Raw genomic sequence first — 19379 nt, forward strand, 5'->3', positions numbered from 1 at the left:
ATCAATCGTGCTTCTTGTGCTTGCGGTGGCCACGCTGAACAACCTCTTCCAGCCGGTCGGCATAACCCTGACGTTCTGCATCCGACATCGCCGAGACACGTGCCAACCATTGGGTTTGTAACGCGGCTTGCAACTGGGCCGTCTCCTGCGCCTGTTGCTGCAGCAGGGCCTCAACAGCCGCCGGATCGAACGGTGCCGCGCGCAATGCCTGGCTGATCGCTGCAAAATCCCGCGCCCGGTTGCCTGAACGTTCCCGGTGCAACCCCGACAATTCCCCGCGCAGGGATTTGCGGTCGTCTTTCGGCAAAGCGCGATACAAGGCGGGGCCAAAACCCGGTGGGCCCTTGGCGTGGTCACCGCCTTTCAACCGAAGAACCGTCCCCGCAGCAATCCCGACAATCAACAGGTTCAGGGCCAGTGAGAGGACCAGAACAATCGGCATCCAACGCCGTTTTGGTTTGGTTTCCGCGCTCATTCCGTGGCCTCCAGAAAACTCGTGTCAAAGCCCAAATCCGCTATCAAATAGGACGTGTCCTGTGACGTCACCAAACTGGCCGGGTCGGGCAGAAAGGCAGGAGCGGAAAACCCGATCCAGACACCCGCGGCACTGGCCGCGATCAGGCCGCCAAACCCCTGCCAGCCGCCGATCTGTTCCAGAAAACGGACCCATGGTCGGGGGCCGACCGGCGTCCGGGCATTCAGACGTTGCAGGCGAACCGCCTCGGCATCGGTCTGAATGCGTACGGCCAGACCATCCGGCAGGTCGTCGCGCTGCGCCCTTGCCTGGGCAAACAGATCATCCAGTTCCATGTCGTCATCAGCCATTTTCATACCCCAGTTCATCCCGTCGTCTGGCCAGATTGGCAGCCAGGCTGCGTTTTCCCCGCGCGGTCAGACTTTCGACCGCTTCTACCGATATCCCCATGATCCCGGCAATCTCGGGGTTGGGCAATTCCTCGATATGACGCAGGATAACCGCCTGTCTTTGCCGATCCGGCAATTGTGACAAGGCCGCCTGCAATGCATCCTTGCGCGCCTCTTGCTGCATGCGTTCAACCACGCTGACACCGTCGTCCTCGGGTTCGGGCACATCGGACAAGGCCTCAGGCCGTTTCTTGCGCCGCAGATCCACGCACAGGTTCAGCGTCACCCGGTATAGCCAGGTCGAGACCTTGGCCTGCCCCGGCACCCAGTCCGGTGCCATCTGCCACAGCCGCATCATCGCCTCTTGCGTGATGTCTTCCGCCTCGGCCTGGTTTCCCAGCATACGCAAAGCCACCGAATAGCTGCGCGGCCCCAGACGGTCGGTCAAAAGCCGCGCGGCCCCGGCATCGCCGTCGGCAAACTGCCTTAGCAACACATCGTCGCCAAGGTCGGTTGCAGCGGCATCGCCGCCGCAACCTGTATCTGGATGGGAGGTCAGATCCTCCATCCCGCATCAGTTATTGTCGGCGCCCGCCTTGTGACGCTTTTTGTGATGCCGGCCCATTTTGTCTTTTGCATCGGCAAATTCCTGTTCCGAGATGCTGCCGCTGTCATCCGCATCGATCCGGTCAAACATCTTGTCAGCCCGGCGTGGTTTCGGCAACTCATCCTGGCTCAGAAAGCCATCGGCGTTGGCATCATGCTCTTCGAACATCTTGGTGATACGCTCGTCCGACCGTTTCTGGGCCGCCGCCTGCATTTCTTCTACGCTCAATTGGCCGTCCCCGTCAGTATCTGCAGTCGTGAACCGGGCATTGCGATGGGCGGTCATCTCGTCCTTGGTGATCTGCCCATCTCCGTTTGCGTCCAGTTCCTGAAACGAAACGGGCTCACGATCTTTGGGCCCCGCCGCCAGAACGGATGTGCCTGTGATGGCGACTGCTGCAAGTACGATACCCGCAATGAAAGTTGAGTTTTTCATGGTTGGTTTCCCTTGTTTGACGCGGCCTCATCACCGCTGCTCATATCCATTCAAACGGGGCGCGCCGGGGTTTCCGTCGCAAAGGTCAAACTTTTTTTGATATTTGGCTTGGGCGCGTCGTTGCCCGCATCGGCACAAAGCGACGCACCCCCCTTTAAACTCGCGGGCACAAGGCGCAATATCCGGCAAAGATGAGCGCATGAGTTATATTATGGACCAGACGATCGAGACCCCGACCGAAGATGAGCGCCCGACATGGCCTGCTTTGGTCAAAGGCTTTCGTGGCCGGTGCCCCAAATGTGGTGAGGGCAAGCTGCTGCACAGCTATCTGAAGGTGAACGACCACTGCCCGAACTGCGGGCAGGAGCTGTTTCATCACCGCGCCGATGATGGCCCGGCATACCTGACGATTCTGGTGGTCGGGCACCTGCTGGCCCCCGCGCTGCACGTCTCGTACGTGCATTGGCGGCCGGATCCGTGGACCATGGCAATCGGCTTTTCCATTGCCTGTGTGGCGCTGTCGCTGTACCTGCTGCCCCGCCTGAAGGGGGCCATGGTGGCCTATCAATGGGCACGCCGGATGAACGGGTTCGAGAAAGCCTCATGAGGTCATCCATCGGAACCGGCCACGCATGAGCATCGACAAAACAGCAATACGGGACGCGGCGACAGTCATTGTCTTGCGCAATCGCCTGACGGATCCGTCGATTCTGATGGGGCAACGCGGCACCAATGCCGTGTTCATGCCCAACAAGTTTGTTTTCCCCGGCGGCGCGGTTGACCCGTCGGACGGGAGTGTTCCTTTGGCCACGCCGCTGCCCGGTTTGTGTCAAGACCGGCTTGCCGAACAATCCGCGCCCGATCTGCAAACCGCGCTGGCCGCCGCTGCGATACGCGAATTGTGGGAAGAAACCGGACTGGTTCTGGGGCAGCCCGGCACTTGGTCCGCGACCGTGCCCGAGGATTGGGCGGAATTTGCCGACATGGGATTTCTGCCATCCGCCAAAGGCTTACAGTTCGTTTTTCGCGCGGTCACGCCGCCCGGCCGCCCACGCCGGTTTGATGCGCGGTTCTTTCTGGTCGATGCGGATGAGATTCAGGGCGATCTGGACGATTTCAGCCGCGCCTCGGACGAGCTGTCGCATCTGCAATGGGTCCAGCTGGACCGCGCCCGTGATCTGGACCTGCCCTTCATCACCGAAGTTGTTCTGGCCGAAATCGCAGCGCGCGTGACCGATCCGACGCCACCGGCATCGGTTCCCTTCTACCAGAACCAGGATGAGGCCAGCCTGTTTCTGCGCCTGCGCGGATACCCGATGCCGGATGCCGACTGACGCCGGGCTTACTTCATCCGGCTGATCACAACGGTAACTTCGGGCTTCTTGCCGATCTCGGTCTTGGCGGTCTGACGCACGATCCGGCGCATCGCCTCTTCCAGCTTGTCATCGTCGCGCAGGGTCTTGGCCTCGGCCCGCATCAGGAACTGGTTCAGGTCTTCCTCCAGCACCTCGACCAAAGCGGCCCGCGAGGTTCCGGTTTCCGGTAGGCCCATCATATCGCACCAGGGTTCGCCCAGCGGCTCGTCCTCTTCATCCAGAATGACTGTGACCGTGACATGCCCGTTCAGCGCCATGCGAATACGGTCGCGGACAATGCCGTCCAGCGCGCCGATCTTGACGGTGCCGTCCAGATAGGTGCGTCCGGTCTCGACATAATCCACAACCTTGGGCGCATTGCCGGTCAGGTCCAACATGGTGCCGTTGACCGCAAGGATACCGGTCCGCCCGCCAGCCTCGGCCAGTTTCGCATGTTCGCGCAGGTGGCGATGTTCGCCGTGCATCGGGATGACCATCTGAGGGTCAGTCAGCGCATGCACCTTCTCAAGATCAGGCCGGTTGGCGTGGCCCGAGACGTGATACAGCCCCGAGCTGTCATCGACCACATCCACGCCCTTTTCGCTAAGCTGGTTCATGATGAAGATCACGCCGCGCTCGTTTCCGGGAATGGTCTTGGATGAAAACAGGAACAGATCGCCCTCTTTCAGTTCGATCCCGCGATACTTGCCACGCGCCAGTTGCGCGCTGGCGGCGCGGCGTTCACCCTGACTGCCGGTCACGATCAGCATCAGGTTCTGGCGCGGCAGGTCCACCGCCTCTTCGGCGCTGATCACCTTGGGGAAGTCCGACAGGATGCCGGTTTCCGTCGCCGCCTCGATCATCCGGCGCATGGCGCGGCCCAGCAGAACAACCGACCGCCCGGCGCGCTGCCCGGCCTCTGCCAATGTCTTCACCCGCGCCACGTTCGACGCAAAGGTGGTCGCCACAACCATACCTTGGGCGCTTTCAACCAGTTTTGTGATCTCGGGCCCAACTTCGGATTCCGATCGTCCGGGATGGGCTGAAAACACATTGGTGCTGTCACAGACCAGCGCCTTGACGCCCGATTTGGCAACCTCGGTCCACAGGTCCGGGTCAAACGGTTCCCCCACAACCGGGTTCGCGTCCAGTTTGAAATCGCCCGAATGCACGATCCGGCCCGCAGGCGTGTCGATCACCAGCGCCGCGCTTTCGGGGATCGAATGCGAGACCGGCAGGAAACCCACGGTGAACGGACCAGCCGAGACCTGCTCGGGCCAGGCCGAGGCGGTGCGCACCGCGTCTTCGGGGTGGCCATGTTCGTCCATCTTGCGGCGGGCGATATTGGCGGTGAAAGCACGTGCATAGACCGGCGCGCCAAGTGCTTCGTAACAATGGGCCACGGCGCCCACGTGATCTTCGTGCGCGTGGGTGATAAAGATCGCCTCAAGCCGGTCGGCGCGGTCCTGCAGCCATGAAATATCGGCGTGGATCAGATCAACCCCCGGCGTGGTATCCATATCCGGAAACGTCACCCCAAGATCGACGAGGATCAAGCGTTCTTTGCCCGGCTCACCATAGCCATACACATAGGCATTCATGCCGATTTCACCGGCCCCGCCCAGCGGCAGGTAGATCAGTCTTTCGCTGCTCATGTCGAGCCATTTTCCTTGTTATAGCGATGGATCACGGTCAGGCCGTGCATCGTCAGATCATCTTCGATTGCGTCGAACCCCACGTCGGCCTGATCGAACAAGGGTGCGAGCCCTCCGGTTCCAACGACTTTCATCGGCATTCCGTATTCGGCCTTGATGCGGGCGATCAGCCCCTCGATCAGACCGGAATAGCCCCAATACACGCCGGATTGGATACAGCCAACCGTATTCGTGCCAATCACTTTGTCCGGCCGCGTAATGTCGATATGCGGCAACGCCGCAGCGCCCTGATGCAAAGCCTCCAGGCTGAGGTTCACCCCCGGCGCAATGATACCGCCGACATAAGCGCCATCGGCGGCCACGACGTCGAAATTGGTCGCGGTGCCGAAATCCACCACCACCACATTGCCGCCATGCCGGTCAAACGCCCCGACCGCGTTGGCCAGACGATCCGGGCCAGGCACGGTGCCTTCATCCACGCGGGGCGTCACAGGCAACAGGCAATCGGGTTTACCCACCACCCATGGCCGGCAGCCAAAGAACCGATCCGCAAATATACGAAGGTTGAACACCACGCGCGGCACGGTCGAGGCGATAATCACATCCGTGATCTCGGCCTCGATGCCGTAATGTTTCACCAGCGTCGAATACCAGGTGAAATAGGCGTCCGCCGTGCGCGAATGATGGGTCGACGTGCGTAGGGTGCACAGGAAGGTTTCGCCATCCCAGATCGAGAATACGGTGTTCGTGTTGCCGCAATCGATGGCCAGAAGCATCTGCGCCCCTTTCAGAAATACACATCCGCCGCGGGAATGCTCACGCGACCTTTCGCGGTGTTTAGGACAAGGTTGCCCCCCGCGTCCACCGTTTCGAAGGTGCCGACCGTCTCTGACGTTCCGGTACGGGCGGTGATGACCTCACCCAGACGCGCCGCGCGGGCCAGCCAGGCGGTGCGGATTGGCTCGAACCCATAGGTGACAAACTGGGTCTCGTAACGGGCATAGGCGGCGGCGAGTTCGGTCAGGAAATCCTCGGGTGTGACATGGGCCCCGGTTTCGGACAGCAATGAGACGGGGCGCATTGCACCGGGTTCCACCGCCTCGGGGTCGGGGGCCGAGGCCAGATTTACGCCAATGCCGATGGCCAGATGGGCCACGCCGCGCCCCTGCCCGGTGCTTTCCAACAGGATTCCCGCCAGCTTGCCGCCGTTCAGCAGAACGTCATTGGGCCATTTCAGCGACAGACCGTCCGCCCGCCCGGTGACAGCCACACAGGCGTCAAACAGGGCCAGCGCGGCCACGAAGCTGCGCAAAGCCGATTGTTCCGGCGCGCCTTGCGGACGCATCAGCAAGGTCGCGGCCAGATTGCCCATGGGGTTCGCCCAGGCCCGCCCGCGCCGTCCGCGCGCTGCCGTTTGGTGATGCGCCATGATCCACACCGGACCGCTGGCGTTTGGGGCGATGCGCGTCGCTTCGTTCAGTGTGCTATCGACTTCCTGCACTTCGTGCAGGCCGTAGCCTTGGGGCCATTTGGTCATATCAAAAAGGCCCGGTCGCGCGACCGAGCCCCTCCTTCACAGTGTTCAAGACGATCAGTTGACAAGCGTTGCCGCCGCAGCCGCCGCTGCGCCCTCGACACCGAACTGATAGAATACGCCGATCAGCATCAGGGCTGCCGATCCCATCAGGGCGACCCACAATACGGGCGATGACCGCGTTTCAATTGGTTCCTCGTTGTCGGTCCCGAAATACATGTAGAACACGATCCGCAGGTAATAGAACGCACCGATGACCGAGGCGATGGCCGAGACGATGACCAGACCCGTCAGACCCGCGCTGACGCCCGCTTGCCAGACTCCGAACTTGGCGAAGAACCCAAGCATCGGCGGCACGCCCGCAAGGCTGAACATCAGGATCAAAACCGCCAGCGCCTTGCCCGGATCATGCCTGGAATACTGGCGCAAGGCGTCAATGTCGGTGACGGGTTTGCCATCACGTTCCATCATCAGGATGAAGGCGAAGGTGCCGATATTCATGGTCACGTAAATGGCCAGATACATCAGCATCGCCTTGATGCCCAACTCGGTCCCTGCGGCCAGACCGATCAGCGCATAGCCCATATGCGCAATCGACGAGAACGCCATCAGGCGCTTGATGTCCCGCTGCCCAATGGCGGCGACCGCACCCAGCAGCATCGACAGCACAGACAGCAGCACGATCACTTGTTGCCAGTCTTTCACGATGCCGCCAAATGCGTCATGCAGCAGCCGCGCGAACAGGGCCATCGCCGCCACTTTCGGCGCGGTTGCAAAGAACGCGGTAATCGGGGTCGGAGAGCCCTCGTACACGTCCGGCGTCCACATATGGAACGGCACCGCCGAGACCTTGAAGGCCAAACCCGAGATCAGGAAGATCAGACCAAACAGCAGGCCAACCGAGACATCTCCGGCCTGTACAGTCGCGATGATGCCCGAAAACAGGGTGGTTCCGGTGAAGCCATAAACCAGCGACGCGCCATATAGCAGAAGGCCCGAGCTGAGCGCGCCCAGCACGAAATACTTCAAACCGGCCTCGGTCGATTTCGCACTGTCGCGGCGCAGCGCGGCCACGACGTAAAGGGCCAGAGACTGCAGCTCCAGCCCCATATACAGCGACATCAGATCGCCTGCGCTGACCATCATCATCATGCCCACAGCGGCCAGGGCCACCAGCAACGGATACTCAAAGCGCAGCAGACCCCGGCGGGCCATGTATTCCTGGCTCATGACCAGAACGGCGGCGGCGGATAGCAAGATCGCGACTTTGGCAAAGCGGGCAAAGCCGTCATCGACGAACATGCCGTTGAAGGCCACGTTGGTGCCGTCGCCGTTGGTGGCAATCCAGATCGCCAGCAGCGCCATCAGGCCAGCGGTGGTCCAGACCAGAACCGGGGCCAGCCCGTCTTTCGTCGTATAGACGGCCCCGATCAGAGCCACCATCGCATATACGGCCAGAACGATTTCCGGCAGGATTATTGTCAGATCAGCCTGGATCATGTCTCCAAAGCCTCCTTAATGCGAGGCGGCCGTCTGGGTCGCAGCCTCAGCCGCGGCCAGAGCCGTGTCATAGTTCGAAATCAGCGCGGCGGTCGAGTTGCCGATCACATCCGTGACCAGCGATGGGTAGACGCCCAGCAGGATGGTCATCACGATCAGTGGCGCAAAGATCAGCCGCTCGCGCGAGCTCATGTCCGTCATCGCCTTGAGGCTTTCCTTGATCAGATCGCCAAACACCACCCGGCGGTACAGCCACAGCGCATAGCCAGCCGAGAAGATCACACCGGTCGCGGCCACGGCCGTCACCCACGTGTTGACCTGGAAGGCGCCCATCAGGGTCAGAAACTCTCCGATGAAGCCTGACGTGCCCGGCAGGCCGACATTGGCCATGGTGAACAGCATGAAGACCAATGCATAGGCGGGCATTCGGATCACGAGACCGCCATAGGCCTCGATGTCACGGGTGTGCATCCGATCATAGATCACGCCGACGCACAGGAAGAGCGCGGCGGAGATGAACCCGTGGCTGAGCATCTGGAAGATCGCGCCGTCAATACCCTGCTGGTTCGCCGCAAAAATCCCCATGGTGACAAAGCCCATATGCGCGACCGAGGAATAGGCAATCAGCTTCTTCATATCCTCCTGCACCAGCGCGACCAGCGAGGTGTAGACCACTGCAATCGCCGACATCCACAGCACCAGATCGGTCATCACGGCCGAGCCAACCGGAAACATCGGCAGGCTGAACCGCAGAAAGCCATAGCCGCCCATCTTCAACAGGATCGCCGCCAGCACCACGGAACCCGCCGTCGGGGCCTGCACGTGCGCATCCGGCAGCCAGGTGTGGACCGGCCACATCGGCATCTTCACCGCGAACGAGGCAAAGAAAGCAAGGAACATCAGCGTCTGCATGCCGCCGACGATATAGACGCCCAACACGCTGAACCCTTCGGAGGAGAACTGATGGGTCATCAGCGCCTCGATATCCGTGGTGCCCGCATCGGCATACATCGCCACCATCGCCACCAGCATCAGCACCGAGCCGAGGAAGGTATAGAGGAAGAATTTGAAGCTGGCATAGATACGGTCCTTGCCGCCCCAGATGCCGATGATCAGGAACATCGGGATCAGGCCTGCCTCGAAGAACAGGTAGAACAGCACCAGATCCAGCGCCATGAACACGCCCAGCATCAGCGTTTCCAGCAGCAGGAAGGCCACCATGTATTCCTTGACCCGATCTGTCACCTGCCAGCTGGCCAGAATGGTCAGCGGCATGATGAATGTGGTCAGCAGCACGAACAGAACGCTGATCCCGTCCACGCCCATCTTGTATTTCAGGCCCAGCAGCCATTCACCCTCTTCCACCATCTGAAAGCCGGTGTCGTTGGGGTCAAAGCCGGTGTAGATGCCGATCGAGACAAGGAACGTTACCGTGGTTGCCAGCAGGGCGACCCATTTGGCATTCCGTTGCGCCGCTGCGTCGTTGCCGTGCAGGAAAAGAGCCAGAATGCCCGCTGCGATGGCCGGGATGAAGGTGACGATGGAAAGGATATTGTCCATTACTGCGCCCCTCCGCCGATCGACATCCAGGTCACAAGGGCTGCGATGCCCAGCACCATCCAGAAGGCATAGGTGAAGATGTACCCGGTCTGCGCCTTGCCTGCGAGGCGGGTGAAGAAGGGAACAACGCCCATGGCTACTCCGTTCAGGAAACCGTCGATTGTATTGCCGTCGCCACGTTTCCACAGGAACCGGCCAAGGGCCACGGTGGGTTTGACAAAGACCGCGTCATAGATCTCGTCAAAGTACCATTTGTTCAGCAGGAACAGGTACAACGGACGCTGGTTTGCAGCCAAGCGCGCGGGCAACGTGGTGTTCACGATGTAGAACCAATAGGCCACGACAAAGCCCAGCAGCATTGCCACGAAGGGCGAGACCTTGACCCATTTCGGAACCGCATGGGCATCGTCCAGCACGGTATTGTCGGGTGCTATATACAGCGCGCCTTCGCCCGGCTCACCCGCAAACACGTAGTGATGGTCGCCGCCATGGGCGTCTTTCTCTCCATGGCTGCCATCCGCATGACTCTCATCTGCATGTGCGTCATCCGCGTGGCCTTCGTCCCCATGATGCGCATCAGCGGTGCCGTCGGCGACGTGCTCGGCATGAGTCCCATCATCATGCCCTTCGGCGTGTTCGGATGCTTCGGCTACGGGGATGCCATAGAACTTGCCAACCTTATCGGTATGGCCAAAGAAGTTGCTGTACCAGATCATCCCGGCAAAGACGGCCCCTATAGACAGCGCGCCAAGCGGGATCAGCATGGTCATCGGACTCTCATGGGCGTGGTCATGCGTGTGCTTGTCACCGCGCGGCTCACCATAGAAGGTCAGAAAGATCAGACGCCAGCTGTAGAACGAGGTAAAGACAGCGGCAATCACCAGCATCCAGAAGGCATAGCCCGTTCCACCGGCAAAGGCGCTTTCGATGATGGCGTCCTTGGACAGGAACCCGGCAAAGCCGAACGTGGTCAGCGGGATCCCCACACCGGTGATCGCCAGCGTGCCGATCATCATCGCCCAGAAGGTATAGGGGATCTTTTTCCGCAGCCCGCCGTATTCGGTCATCTCCTGCTCATGATGCATGGCGTGGATCACCGAACCCGCGCCAAGGAACAACAGCGCCTTGAAGAAGGCGTGCGTCAGCAGGTGGAACATCGCCGCCGAGTACATGCCGACGCCCGCCGCCACGAACATATAGCCCAGTTGCGAACAGGTCGAATAGGCGATGACGCGTTTGATATCGGTTTGCACCAGACCCACGGTCGCCGCAAAGAAGGCGGTCGAGGCCCCAAGGAAGGTGATGAACGCGGTGGCGCCCGGCGCGAACTCCATCAACGGCGACATGCGGCAGACCAGGAACACGCCCGCCGTCACCATGGTCGCGGCATGGATCAGGGCCGAGACAGGTGTCGGGCCTTCCATCGCGTCGGGCAACCAGGTGTGCAGGATCAACTGCGCCGATTTCCCCATCGCGCCGATGAACAGCAGGACGCAGATCACCTCAATCGCCGTCCACTCCCCCCACAGGAAGGTCAGTTGCGTTTCAGCCAGCGTCGGGGCCGAGGCAAACACGTCCGAGAAATTGATGCTGTCGGTCAGGAAGAAGATCGCAAAGATGCCCAGTGCAAAGCCGAAATCCCCGACACGGTTGACGATAAACGCCTTCATCGCCGCCGCATTGGCGCTGGATTTGCGGTAATAAAATCCGATCAGCAGGTAGGACGCGACGCCCACGCCCTCCCAACCAAAGAACATCTGCACCAGATTGTCCGCCGTCACCAGCATCAGCATGGCGAAGGTGAAGAAGGAAAGATAGGCAAAGAAACGCGGCTTATAGCTCTCACCCTCACGCCATTGCGGGTCGTGGTCCATGTAGCCAAAGGAATAGAGGTGCACGAGCGCCGAGACCGTCGTCACCACAATCAGCATGATCGCGGTCAGCCGGTCCAGTCGGATGGCCCAGCTTGTCGACAGCGAGCCGCTCTCGATCCAGCGCAGGATTTCGATCTGCTGGGTTTGACCATCGAAGGTCAGGAAGACGATCCATGACAGCAGACAGGCGAGGAACAGCAGGCCCGTGGCGGTCCACATGGCGGCCTTTTCGCCAATAAAGCGCCAGCCAAACCCGCAGAGCAGCGCGCCCACCAACGGGGCAAAGAGGATGGTGGTTTCCATAGTTCTCTTAGCCCTTCATCATATTGACGTCTTCAACCGCGATGGTACCGCGGTTGCGGAAGAAGCAGACCAGAATGGCCAGACCAATCGCCGCCTCAGCCGCCGCAACGGTCAGCACGAACAGCGTGAACACCTGCCCGACCAGATCGCCCAGGAAGCTGGAGAACGCCACGAGGTTAATATTCACCGCCAACAGCATCAGTTCGATGCTCATCAGCAGGATGATCACGTTCTTGCGGTTCAGGAAGAGACCGAAGATGCCGATGACGAACAGCGTCGCCGCGACCGTAAGATAGTGTTCAAGTCCGATCATCGTCTTAAAGCCCCTGCCCCGGTTTCACGTCCTTCAACTCCATCGCCTTGGCCGGGTCGCGCATCATCTGGGCGACGATGTCCTGACGTTTGATGTCCTGACGGTGGCGCAGCGTCAGAACGATGGCACCGATCATGGCCACCAGCAGGATCAGGCCCGCCAGTTGGAACAGAAGGAAATATTGATCGTAAAGGATGACACCCAGCGCCTCGGTATTGTGGCGGTCCGCCGGGACCGGCTGCGCCAGATTGGCCGCCGCGCCCTGCGCGCTGTCCCATGCGCCAAAGGCCATGACGAACTGCATCAGAATGACCAGACCGATCAGCAGGGCCAACGGCATATAGCGCGCCATCTCGGCCTTGAGCTCGGCAAAGTCCACGTCCAGCATCATCACCACGAACAGGAACAGCACCGCAACCGCGCCCACATAGACGATGATCAGCAGCATCGCCACGAACTCGGCCCCCAGCAGCACGAACAGCCCCGCCGCCGACAGGAAGGACAGGATCAGCCACAGCACCGAATGCACCGGCTGGCGGCTGATCACAGTGAACAGCCCGCCGGTGATGGCGCTGATGGCAAACAGGTAGAAGGCAAAGACGGTCATTGATCCTCATCCTCGTTGTCGCCCATGACCTCTTGCGCCAGATCCAGCGCGCGGGTCATGGCCGGGATGCCGGCAAAGACCGACATCTGACCGATCGTTTCCACGATCTCTTGTTTTTTTGCGCCCGCCTCCAGCGCGTGGCGCACGGTCTGGCGCACCGCTGAATCCGCCTGAGCGCCCTGACAGGTCAGCCCGGCCAGCGTCAGCAGCAGGCGGGTCTTGGCATCCAGCCCGTCTTTGTTGACGGTATTGCCGAACATCATCTCCATGACCTCTTTGGGCATGGTCGGCCACAGCGCCTCGAACCCCTTGGGCGAGAATTTCTCCATCGCCGGGTTCATCGCCTTGGCCATGTCCTGAGCCTGCTTCATCATCAGCTCGAACGGATTTGTCGGGCTGTCAGTCATCGGTACGGCGCGTCCAGTTCCAGATTGCGGGCGATCTCGGCCTCCCAGCGTTCGCCGTTCGACAGGAGTTTTTCCTTGTCGTAGAACAGCTCTTCCCGGGTTTCCGTGGCGAATTCGAAATTCGGGCCTTCGACGATGGCATCGACCGGGCAGGCTTCCTGACAGAAGCCGCAATAGATGCATTTGGTCATGTCGATATCGTACCGCGTGGTGCGTCGGCTGCCGTCTTCGCGCGGTTCGGCGTCGATGGTGATGGCCTGCGCCGGGCAGATCGCTTCGCACAGTTTGCAAGCAATGCAGCGTTCTTCGCCGTTCGGGTAGCGGCGCAGCGCGTGTTCGCCCCGGAAGCGCGGGGACAGAGGGCCCTTTTCGTGCGGATAGTTCACGGTGGCCTTGGGGGCGAAGAAATACTTCAAACCCAGCTTCATGCCGACCCAGAAGTCCTGCAGCAGGAAATACTTGGCAGCGCGGGTGTAGTCGATGTTTGCCATATCAGCCTCCTACGCTCCAACGGGCGAACGCGCCCCAGAACCAGTCGAATTTTGCCGCGAAGGCCACAAAGACCACCCAGACCAGCGAGAACGGCAGGAACACTTTCCAGCCCAACCGCATCAGCTGGTCATAGCGGTAGCGGGGCGTGATCGCCTTGACCATTGCGAAGATGAAGAAGAAGAACGCCATCTTGGCCACCATCCACAGCACGCCATCGGGTAGGCCCGGGATCGGGGACAGCCAGCCGCCGAAGAACAGCAGCGAGGTCAGGGCGCACATCAGGAAGATGGCGATGTATTCACCGGCCATGAACAGCAGGAAGGGCGTGGCCGAGTATTCGACCTGATAACCGGCAACCAGTTCCGATTCCGCCTCGGGCAGGTCAAACGGGGGGCGGTTGGTCTCGGCCAGTGCCGAGATGAAGAACAGGAAAACCATCGGGAAATGCGGCAGCCAGTACCAGCTAAAGAACCCGAACGAGCCGTCCTGCGCGCGCACGATGTCGCCGAAATTCATCGAACCGGTCGAGATGATGATGCCGATGATGATCAGGCCGATGGACACTTCATAGGAAATCATCTGCGCGGCTGAGCGCAGCGAGCCCAGGAACGGATACTTTGAGTTCGACGCCCAACCGCCCATAATCACGCCATAAACCTCAAGTGAGGAGACGGCGAAGACGTACAGAATGGCGACGTTGATATCCGACAGGACCCAACCGTCGTTGAACGGAATCACCGCCCAGGCGATCATCGCCAGCACGAAGGATGTCAGCGGCGCGAGGATGAACACCGTTCGGTCGGCCCCCGCCGGGATGACGACCTCTTTCACCACATATTTCAGCGCGTCCGCCACCGATTGCAGCAGGCCGTATGCACCGACAACGTTCGGGCCTCGACGCATCTGGACAGCAGCCCAGATCTTGCGGTCACCATAAACAAGGAACAACAGCGAAATCATCACAAAGGCAACAACGGCAAGCACTTGCGCCAGTATGATGATGGCTATTCCGCCTGGGGTGTTAAAGAATTCAGCCATTGGTCCTCACACCGTGGGTATTCCGTTTTCCGCCTGCGTCACGATAGTCGTGAGGCAGCGGCTGGGTCGGCGCGTAGGTGTAAACAGCATCCGCCGCCCTCGCGCTACCCTTTTTCTTTGGTTCCACATTCACGCCCCGCGCGGTGACCTGCCGAAAGGCAGCCGCGCTGGTTGGCGATATGAAACAGCTCTGGTTCATTCCGCAGCGATCTTTTCGGCCTTACGCGCCTGCGCTTGCGCCGACAGCTCGGCCATCAGTTGCGAGGCGCGGGCGATTGGGTTGGTCAGGTAGAAATCCTGGATCGCGTGGCGGAAGCTGGCTTGGCCCAGAAGGCCTGCCTCGAGCGGTTGAAATTCGTTCTCGATCACCTCGTCGATGCGGGCCAGATGCGGAACCGCCTCGATCAGTGCGGTGCGCAGTTGCGCCAGCGAGTCATAAGGCAGTGTCGCCCCCAATTCGGCCGACAAGGCGCGCAGGATGGCCCAGTTCTCTTTGGCGTCCCCCGGCGCGAACCCGGCGCGCATCGCCAGTTGCGGGCGGCCTTCGGTATTCACGAACAGCCCGTTTTCCTCGGTATAGGCCGCGCCCGGCAGGATCACGTCGGCACGATGCGCGCCCCGGTCGCCATGGCTACCTTGGTAGATCACAAAGGCCCCATCATCGATCTCGACCTCATCCGCGCCCAGGTTATAGATCACCTCGGCCCCTTCGAATGCAGCCTCAAGCCCGCCTTCCGTCACAGCGCCAACATCCATTGCACCAACACGGGCGGCAGCGGTGTGCAGGATCATCAGCTTACCATTGGTCCGCGCGGCTGCCTGCATGGCGTGCCCAAGCACCGCAGCGCCGTCCGCTTCGCGCAGCGCACCCATGCCGACGATGATCACCGAGGGCTTTTCCAGAATGTCGTCGAATTCGTGCTTTTGCAGATCGGCCAGCGCATCCCGCCCCTCGCCCATCTGGAAAACGTCATAGGTCAGATCAGCCTGCGGTCCGATATTGGCAATCTTGGCCCCGTTCAGCCACGCCTTTCGGATGCGTGCATTCAAAACCGGTGCTTCGTCACGAGGGTTGGCCCCGATCAGCAGGATATATTTCGCATCATCAACATCTTCGATCGACGCCGTGCCGACATAACCCGACCGGTTGCCAGCAGGCAGGCGCGCATTGTCCACACGGCATTCAATATTGCCGTCCAGACCTTCGACCAGTTGCTTCAACGCGAAAGCCGCCTCGACCGGAACAAGATCACCGACCAGCGCCGCAACCTTCTTGCCCTTCATCGCCCCGGCCGCTTTGGTCAGCGCCTCAGGCCATGAAGCCGGGCGCAGCTTGCCGTTTTCACGCACATAGGGCTTGTCCAGCCGCTGACGCCGCAGACCGTCCCAGACGAAACGGGTCTTGTCGCTGATCCATTCCTCATTCACGCCATCATGGTTGCGTGGCAGGAAGCGCATCACTTCGCGCCCTTTGGTGTCCACCCGGATGTTCGAACCCAGAGCATCCATCACATCGATGCTTTCGGTCTTCGTCAGTTCCCAAGGGCGGGCGGTAAAGGCGTAGGGTTTCGAGGTCAGTGCGCCCACCGGGCACAGGTCGATGATATTGCCCTGCATGTTCGAGTCGAGCGTCTGGTTCAGATACGAGGTGATCTCGGCATCCTCGCCCCGCCCGGTCTGGCCCATCTGGGTGATCCCGGCGACCTCGGTCGTGAAGCGCACGCAGCGGGTACAACTGATACAGCGGGTCATCGCGGTACCGACCAGCGGACCCAAATCCAGATCGTCCACTGCCCGCTTGGCCTCTTTAAAGCGCGAACCGGATACGCCGTAGGCCATGGCCTGATCCTGCAGGTCACATTCGCCGCCCTGATCGCAAATCGGGCAATCCAGCGGGTGGTTGATCAGCAGGAACTCCATCACCCCTTCGCGGGCCTTCTTGACCATGGGAGAGTTCGTCTTGACTTGCGGTGCCTGCCCTTCCGGCCCCGGACGCAGGTCACGCACCTGCATGGCACAGGATGCGGCAGGCTTCGGCGGGCCGCCCACGACCTCAACCAGACACATGCGGCAATTCCCGGCGATCGAGAGGCGTTCGTGATAGCAAAACCGTGGAATCTCGATCCCGGCCTCTTCACAGGCCTGGATCAGGGTCATCGAACCATCGACTTCAATCTCCTGTCCGTCGATATTCACTTTCCGAAGGTCAGACATGGTCTAGTTCGCCCTCAAATACACGCCAATGGCGCTGTTTCTTTCGATTTCCGCCCGCCCCAGCGTGCAGAATGAATTTGGTTTGTCGTACGAGACACCGTTCTGCGCCAGATACGCCTCGCCCTTGGCGCGCATCCGGTCCTTTTCGGCATCCGATTCGACGTAAGCCCGGATTTCCGTGTCCGAATATCCCAGTTCATTGGCTTTGGACCGCAGCCCCCACATCACGCCAATCGCTTTCAGACGCCGCCCGCTGATCGAGGGGCAGTATTCGGAGATCTCGTTTGCGATGGCGATATAATAAAGCTCGTTGTCGATCTCAGCTACATCGCTTAGCGGAGGTTTGGCCTGAATCGCGCCCGGCACGGTCATCAGCGCGGCCACTGCCAGAGTTTTTGCAACAGACATGATTGATCCTTTTGTTTTGGGTGCACCAAAACAAAAACCCGCCGATCTGCTATGCGATAGCAGACGCGGCGACATGCCGTGATATGCAAGAACGCGCATCATGGTCTTTGGCAGGTTCCTGCAAAGGCCAGCTTGTCGTTGTCGATCCGCAGCTGCTGCGGATCCGTATCCGGCCCCACCTTCCACGCGATGCGGGATGAGCCGAAATTCTGCACGCAGTATTTGATCCCTTCATACCGCCCGGCCTCACGCGCGCCGTTCAGGGAAGCTGATACACCGTTGACGACGATCGTGAACTCGGTCGGTGCCCTTTTCTTATCGACGGCTTTGGCCTTGGTTCTGAAGTAATTGCCTTCGAACAAAACCCGGTCACTTCGGGATGTCGTGATCGTGCTGCAAGCCGTCAGCAACGTCAAAGTCGCGATGGTCAGGCATGTCGTGGCCCGGCTTGCCTTCGCAAACCTTTGATTTCTATAACTCATTCCCATCACAGTGCAGCCACCAAAGCCATAACCCCAATAACAAACATGCAAGCCCAGGCCAGCACATACAGAACCGAGCGCACACCCGAATGCGGTTTACCAACGCCCCGAATGTGAACCCCCAGCATCACAAGCCGGGCGACCAGCGCAATCGACGCCAACAGGTTGACCCAAAACGGGCTGACCCCCAGCAAAATCGCGGTCACGACAACGATGACAAAAGCGGGCAGTGTTTCCGTGCCGTTCAAATAGGCCCGGTTCAGACGATAGGCCCGGTCCGCATAGTCTTGTTCGGGCGTGGCGCCCGGTGCCAGACCCTTGTTCTGCTTGGCCATGGCGCTGAACGGTGCAAGCAACAACACAACCAGCGTGAAGATCACCAGCGAGGCCAGGGCATGAGCGTATTCGGCAAAACCTTCCATTCGACTTACTCCGCAGCTATCGCACTGGCGCGACCCGATTTCTGGGCCTTGATGCGGTCTTCGATCTCATCCCGGAAGTTGCGGATCAGGCCCTGGATCGGCCAGGCCGCCGCGTCGCCAAGGGCGCAGATCGTGTGCCCTTCGACCTGTTTGGTCACGTCAAACAGCATGTCGATCTCTTCCAATTCGGCCTCGCCCCGCACCAGACGGTCCATCACCCGCATCATCCAGCCGGTGCCTTCACGGCAGGGCGTACACTGACCACAGCTTTCGTGCTTGTAGAATTTCGACAGCCGCCAGATCGCCTTTACGATGTCGGTGGACTTGTCCATCACGATCACCGCAGCAGTACCCAGACCCGAACCCAACTCACCCCGCAAATAGTCGAAATCCATGATCGCATCGCGCATGTTCTCACCGCGCACGCATGGCACGGACGAGCCGCCGGGGATCACCGCCAGCAGATTGTCCCAACCGCCGCGGATACCACCGCAATGGGTCTCGATCAGTTCTTCGAAGGAAATCGACATCGCCTCTTCGACGACGCAGGGGTTGTTCACATGCCCCGAGATCGCAAACAGCTTGGTGCCCGCATTGTTCTGGCGGCCAAAACCCGCGAACCAGTCGGCACCCCGGCGCAGAATGGTCGGCACAACGGCAATCGATTCCACGTTGTTCACCGTCGTCGGGCAGCCATAAAGCCCCGCCCCCGCCGGGAACGGAGGTTTCATACGAGGCATGCCCTTCTTGCCCTCAAGGCTTTCGATTAGGGCGGTCTCTTCACCGCAGATATAGGCCCCTGCCCCGTGATGCAGGAACAAATCGAAATCCCAACCCGAGCCTGCCGCGTTCTTGCCCAGCAGACCGGCGTCATAGGCTTCGTCAATCGCGGCCTGCAACGCCTCACGCTCGCGAATGTATTCGCCGCGCAAATAGATATAGCAGGTATGCGCGTTCATCGCGAATGAGGCGATCAGGCAGCCTTCGATCAGCGTGTGCGGATCGTGACGCATGATCTCGCGGTCCTTGCAGGTGCCCGGCTCGGATTCATCTGCGTTCACCACCAGATAAGACGGGCGGCCATCGCTTTCCTTGGGCATGAAAGACCATTTCAGCCCGGTCGGGAAGCCCGCGCCACCGCGACCGCGCAGACCAGAGTCCTTCATCGTTTGGATGATCCAGTCGCGGCCCTTCTCGATCAGGCCAGCGGTGCCGTCCCAATGCCCACGCGCCTGCGCGCCGCGCAGCGTACGCTCGTGCATCCCGTAGATGTTGGTAAAGATCCGGTCCTGATCCTTCAGCATCGCGT

At 60.4% G+C, this 19379-nt stretch carries 22 protein-coding genes; 2 read left to right on the forward strand and 20 right to left on the reverse strand.

Annotated elements, in window-relative coordinates:
* Window position 1 precedes the first annotated feature (1 nt).
* The 4 genes from ACR0LW_RS11745 to ACR0LW_RS11760 are packed head-to-tail and all read right to left on the reverse strand — an operon-like array spanning window position 2 to window position 1906.
* Window positions 2-475 (reverse strand): periplasmic heavy metal sensor, encoded by a 474-nt coding sequence (locus ACR0LW_RS11745; RefSeq protein WP_480882758.1) that lies wholly within the window; start codon window positions 473-475, stop codon window positions 2-4.
* A complete protein-coding gene (locus ACR0LW_RS11750) occupies window positions 472-825 on the reverse strand; it encodes a hypothetical protein (RefSeq protein WP_170451900.1) in 354 nt (117 codons plus the stop codon). Before ACR0LW_RS11750 ends, ACR0LW_RS11745 begins: the two co-directional genes overlap by 4 nt.
* Window positions 818-1432 carry an RNA polymerase sigma factor gene (locus ACR0LW_RS11755; RefSeq protein WP_480882759.1) on the reverse strand — a complete coding sequence of 205 codons (615 nt, stop codon included), beginning with the start codon at window positions 1430-1432 and terminating at the stop codon, window positions 818-820. Before ACR0LW_RS11755 ends, ACR0LW_RS11750 begins: the two co-directional genes overlap by 8 nt.
* 6 nt (window positions 1433-1438) lie before the next feature.
* Window positions 1439-1906, reverse strand: a complete 468-nt coding sequence (locus ACR0LW_RS11760; RefSeq protein ID WP_170630449.1) for an EF-hand domain-containing protein — start codon at window positions 1904-1906, stop codon at window positions 1439-1441.
* A 199-nt stretch (window positions 1907-2105) separates the two neighbouring features.
* Here ACR0LW_RS11760 and ACR0LW_RS11765 point away from each other — a divergent pair, with 199 nt between their 5' ends.
* Together ACR0LW_RS11765 and ACR0LW_RS11770 are read left to right on the forward strand one after the other, a co-directional pair.
* Entirely contained in the window at window positions 2106-2513 is a 408-nt protein-coding gene (locus tag ACR0LW_RS11765; RefSeq protein ID WP_480582104.1) for a DUF983 domain-containing protein, read from the forward strand.
* A gap of 25 nt (window positions 2514-2538) precedes the next feature.
* Window positions 2539-3240 (forward strand): NUDIX hydrolase, encoded by a 702-nt coding sequence (locus ACR0LW_RS11770; protein ID WP_170451906.1) that lies wholly within the window; start codon window positions 2539-2541, stop codon window positions 3238-3240.
* Window positions 3241-3248: 8 nt separating this feature from the next.
* Here the strand turns inward: ACR0LW_RS11770 and ACR0LW_RS11775 are convergent, their stop codons facing one another.
* From ACR0LW_RS11775 to nuoF, 16 genes are all read right to left on the reverse strand, one after another.
* Window positions 3249-4916, reverse strand: a complete 1668-nt coding sequence (locus ACR0LW_RS11775) for a ribonuclease J (protein ID WP_480882760.1) — start codon at window positions 4914-4916, stop codon at window positions 3249-3251.
* The gene (locus tag ACR0LW_RS11780; RefSeq protein ID WP_170523570.1) at window positions 4913-5692 is read right to left on the reverse strand and encodes a type III pantothenate kinase; all 780 of its coding nucleotides are present in this window, start codon (window positions 5690-5692) and stop codon (window positions 4913-4915) included. Before ACR0LW_RS11780 ends, ACR0LW_RS11775 begins: the two co-directional genes overlap by 4 nt.
* 11 nt (window positions 5693-5703) lie before the next feature.
* Window positions 5704-6453 (reverse strand): biotin--[acetyl-CoA-carboxylase] ligase, encoded by a 750-nt coding sequence (locus ACR0LW_RS11785; RefSeq protein ID WP_480882761.1) that lies wholly within the window; start codon window positions 6451-6453, stop codon window positions 5704-5706.
* 54 nt (window positions 6454-6507) lie between these two features.
* Entirely contained in the window at window positions 6508-7950 is a 1443-nt protein-coding gene (nuoN, locus tag ACR0LW_RS11790) for an NADH-quinone oxidoreductase subunit NuoN (protein WP_480882762.1), read from the reverse strand.
* Between the two features lie 15 nt (window positions 7951-7965).
* Window positions 7966-9510, reverse strand: coding sequence for an NADH-quinone oxidoreductase subunit M (locus tag ACR0LW_RS11795; RefSeq protein WP_170451917.1), 1545 nt, complete (start codon window positions 9508-9510; stop codon window positions 7966-7968).
* Window positions 9510-11687 (reverse strand): NADH-quinone oxidoreductase subunit L, encoded by a 2178-nt coding sequence (gene nuoL / locus ACR0LW_RS11800; RefSeq protein ID WP_480882763.1) that lies wholly within the window; start codon window positions 11685-11687, stop codon window positions 9510-9512. Before nuoL ends, ACR0LW_RS11795 begins: the two co-directional genes overlap by 1 nt.
* A 7-nt stretch (window positions 11688-11694) precedes the next feature.
* Window positions 11695-12000: an NADH-quinone oxidoreductase subunit NuoK gene (gene nuoK, locus ACR0LW_RS11805; protein WP_005984024.1), complete on the reverse strand. Its 306-nt coding sequence runs from the start codon at window positions 11998-12000 to the stop codon at window positions 11695-11697.
* 4 nt (window positions 12001-12004) lie between these two features.
* A complete protein-coding gene (locus ACR0LW_RS11810) occupies window positions 12005-12607 on the reverse strand; it encodes an NADH-quinone oxidoreductase subunit J (RefSeq protein ID WP_170523561.1) in 603 nt (200 codons plus the stop codon).
* The gene (locus ACR0LW_RS11815; protein WP_480707942.1) at window positions 12604-13014 is read right to left on the reverse strand and encodes a carboxymuconolactone decarboxylase family protein; all 411 of its coding nucleotides are present in this window, start codon (window positions 13012-13014) and stop codon (window positions 12604-12606) included. Before ACR0LW_RS11815 ends, ACR0LW_RS11810 begins: the two co-directional genes overlap by 4 nt.
* Window positions 13011-13505 carry an NADH-quinone oxidoreductase subunit NuoI gene (nuoI, locus tag ACR0LW_RS11820; RefSeq protein ID WP_068347504.1) on the reverse strand — a complete coding sequence of 165 codons (495 nt, stop codon included), beginning with the start codon at window positions 13503-13505 and terminating at the stop codon, window positions 13011-13013. Before nuoI ends, ACR0LW_RS11815 begins: the two co-directional genes overlap by 4 nt.
* Window position 13506: 1 nt before the next feature.
* The gene (gene nuoH / locus ACR0LW_RS11825) at window positions 13507-14544 is read right to left on the reverse strand and encodes an NADH-quinone oxidoreductase subunit NuoH (protein ID WP_170451928.1); all 1038 of its coding nucleotides are present in this window, start codon (window positions 14542-14544) and stop codon (window positions 13507-13509) included.
* Window positions 14545-14739: 195 nt separating this feature from the next.
* On the reverse strand, window positions 14740-16758 hold the full coding sequence (nuoG, locus tag ACR0LW_RS11830; protein WP_480882764.1) for an NADH-quinone oxidoreductase subunit NuoG: 2019 nt from the start codon (window positions 16756-16758) through the stop codon (window positions 14740-14742).
* 3 nt (window positions 16759-16761) lie between these two features.
* Window positions 16762-17166 carry a DUF5333 domain-containing protein gene (locus ACR0LW_RS11835; RefSeq protein WP_480882765.1) on the reverse strand — a complete coding sequence of 135 codons (405 nt, stop codon included), beginning with the start codon at window positions 17164-17166 and terminating at the stop codon, window positions 16762-16764.
* A gap of 98 nt (window positions 17167-17264) precedes the next feature.
* Window positions 17265-17648 carry a hypothetical protein gene (locus ACR0LW_RS11840; RefSeq protein ID WP_480582124.1) on the reverse strand — a complete coding sequence of 128 codons (384 nt, stop codon included), beginning with the start codon at window positions 17646-17648 and terminating at the stop codon, window positions 17265-17267.
* 5 nt (window positions 17649-17653) lie between these two features.
* A complete protein-coding gene (locus tag ACR0LW_RS11845; RefSeq protein ID WP_170451934.1) occupies window positions 17654-18070 on the reverse strand; it encodes an MAPEG family protein in 417 nt (138 codons plus the stop codon).
* Window positions 18071-18075: 5 nt separating this feature from the next.
* Window positions 18076-19374, reverse strand: coding sequence for an NADH-quinone oxidoreductase subunit NuoF (nuoF, locus tag ACR0LW_RS11850; protein WP_170451936.1), 1299 nt, complete (start codon window positions 19372-19374; stop codon window positions 18076-18078).
* Window positions 19375-19379 lie beyond the last annotated feature (5 nt).

It is taken from the genome of Ruegeria sp. N4 (genome assembly GCF_056531425.1).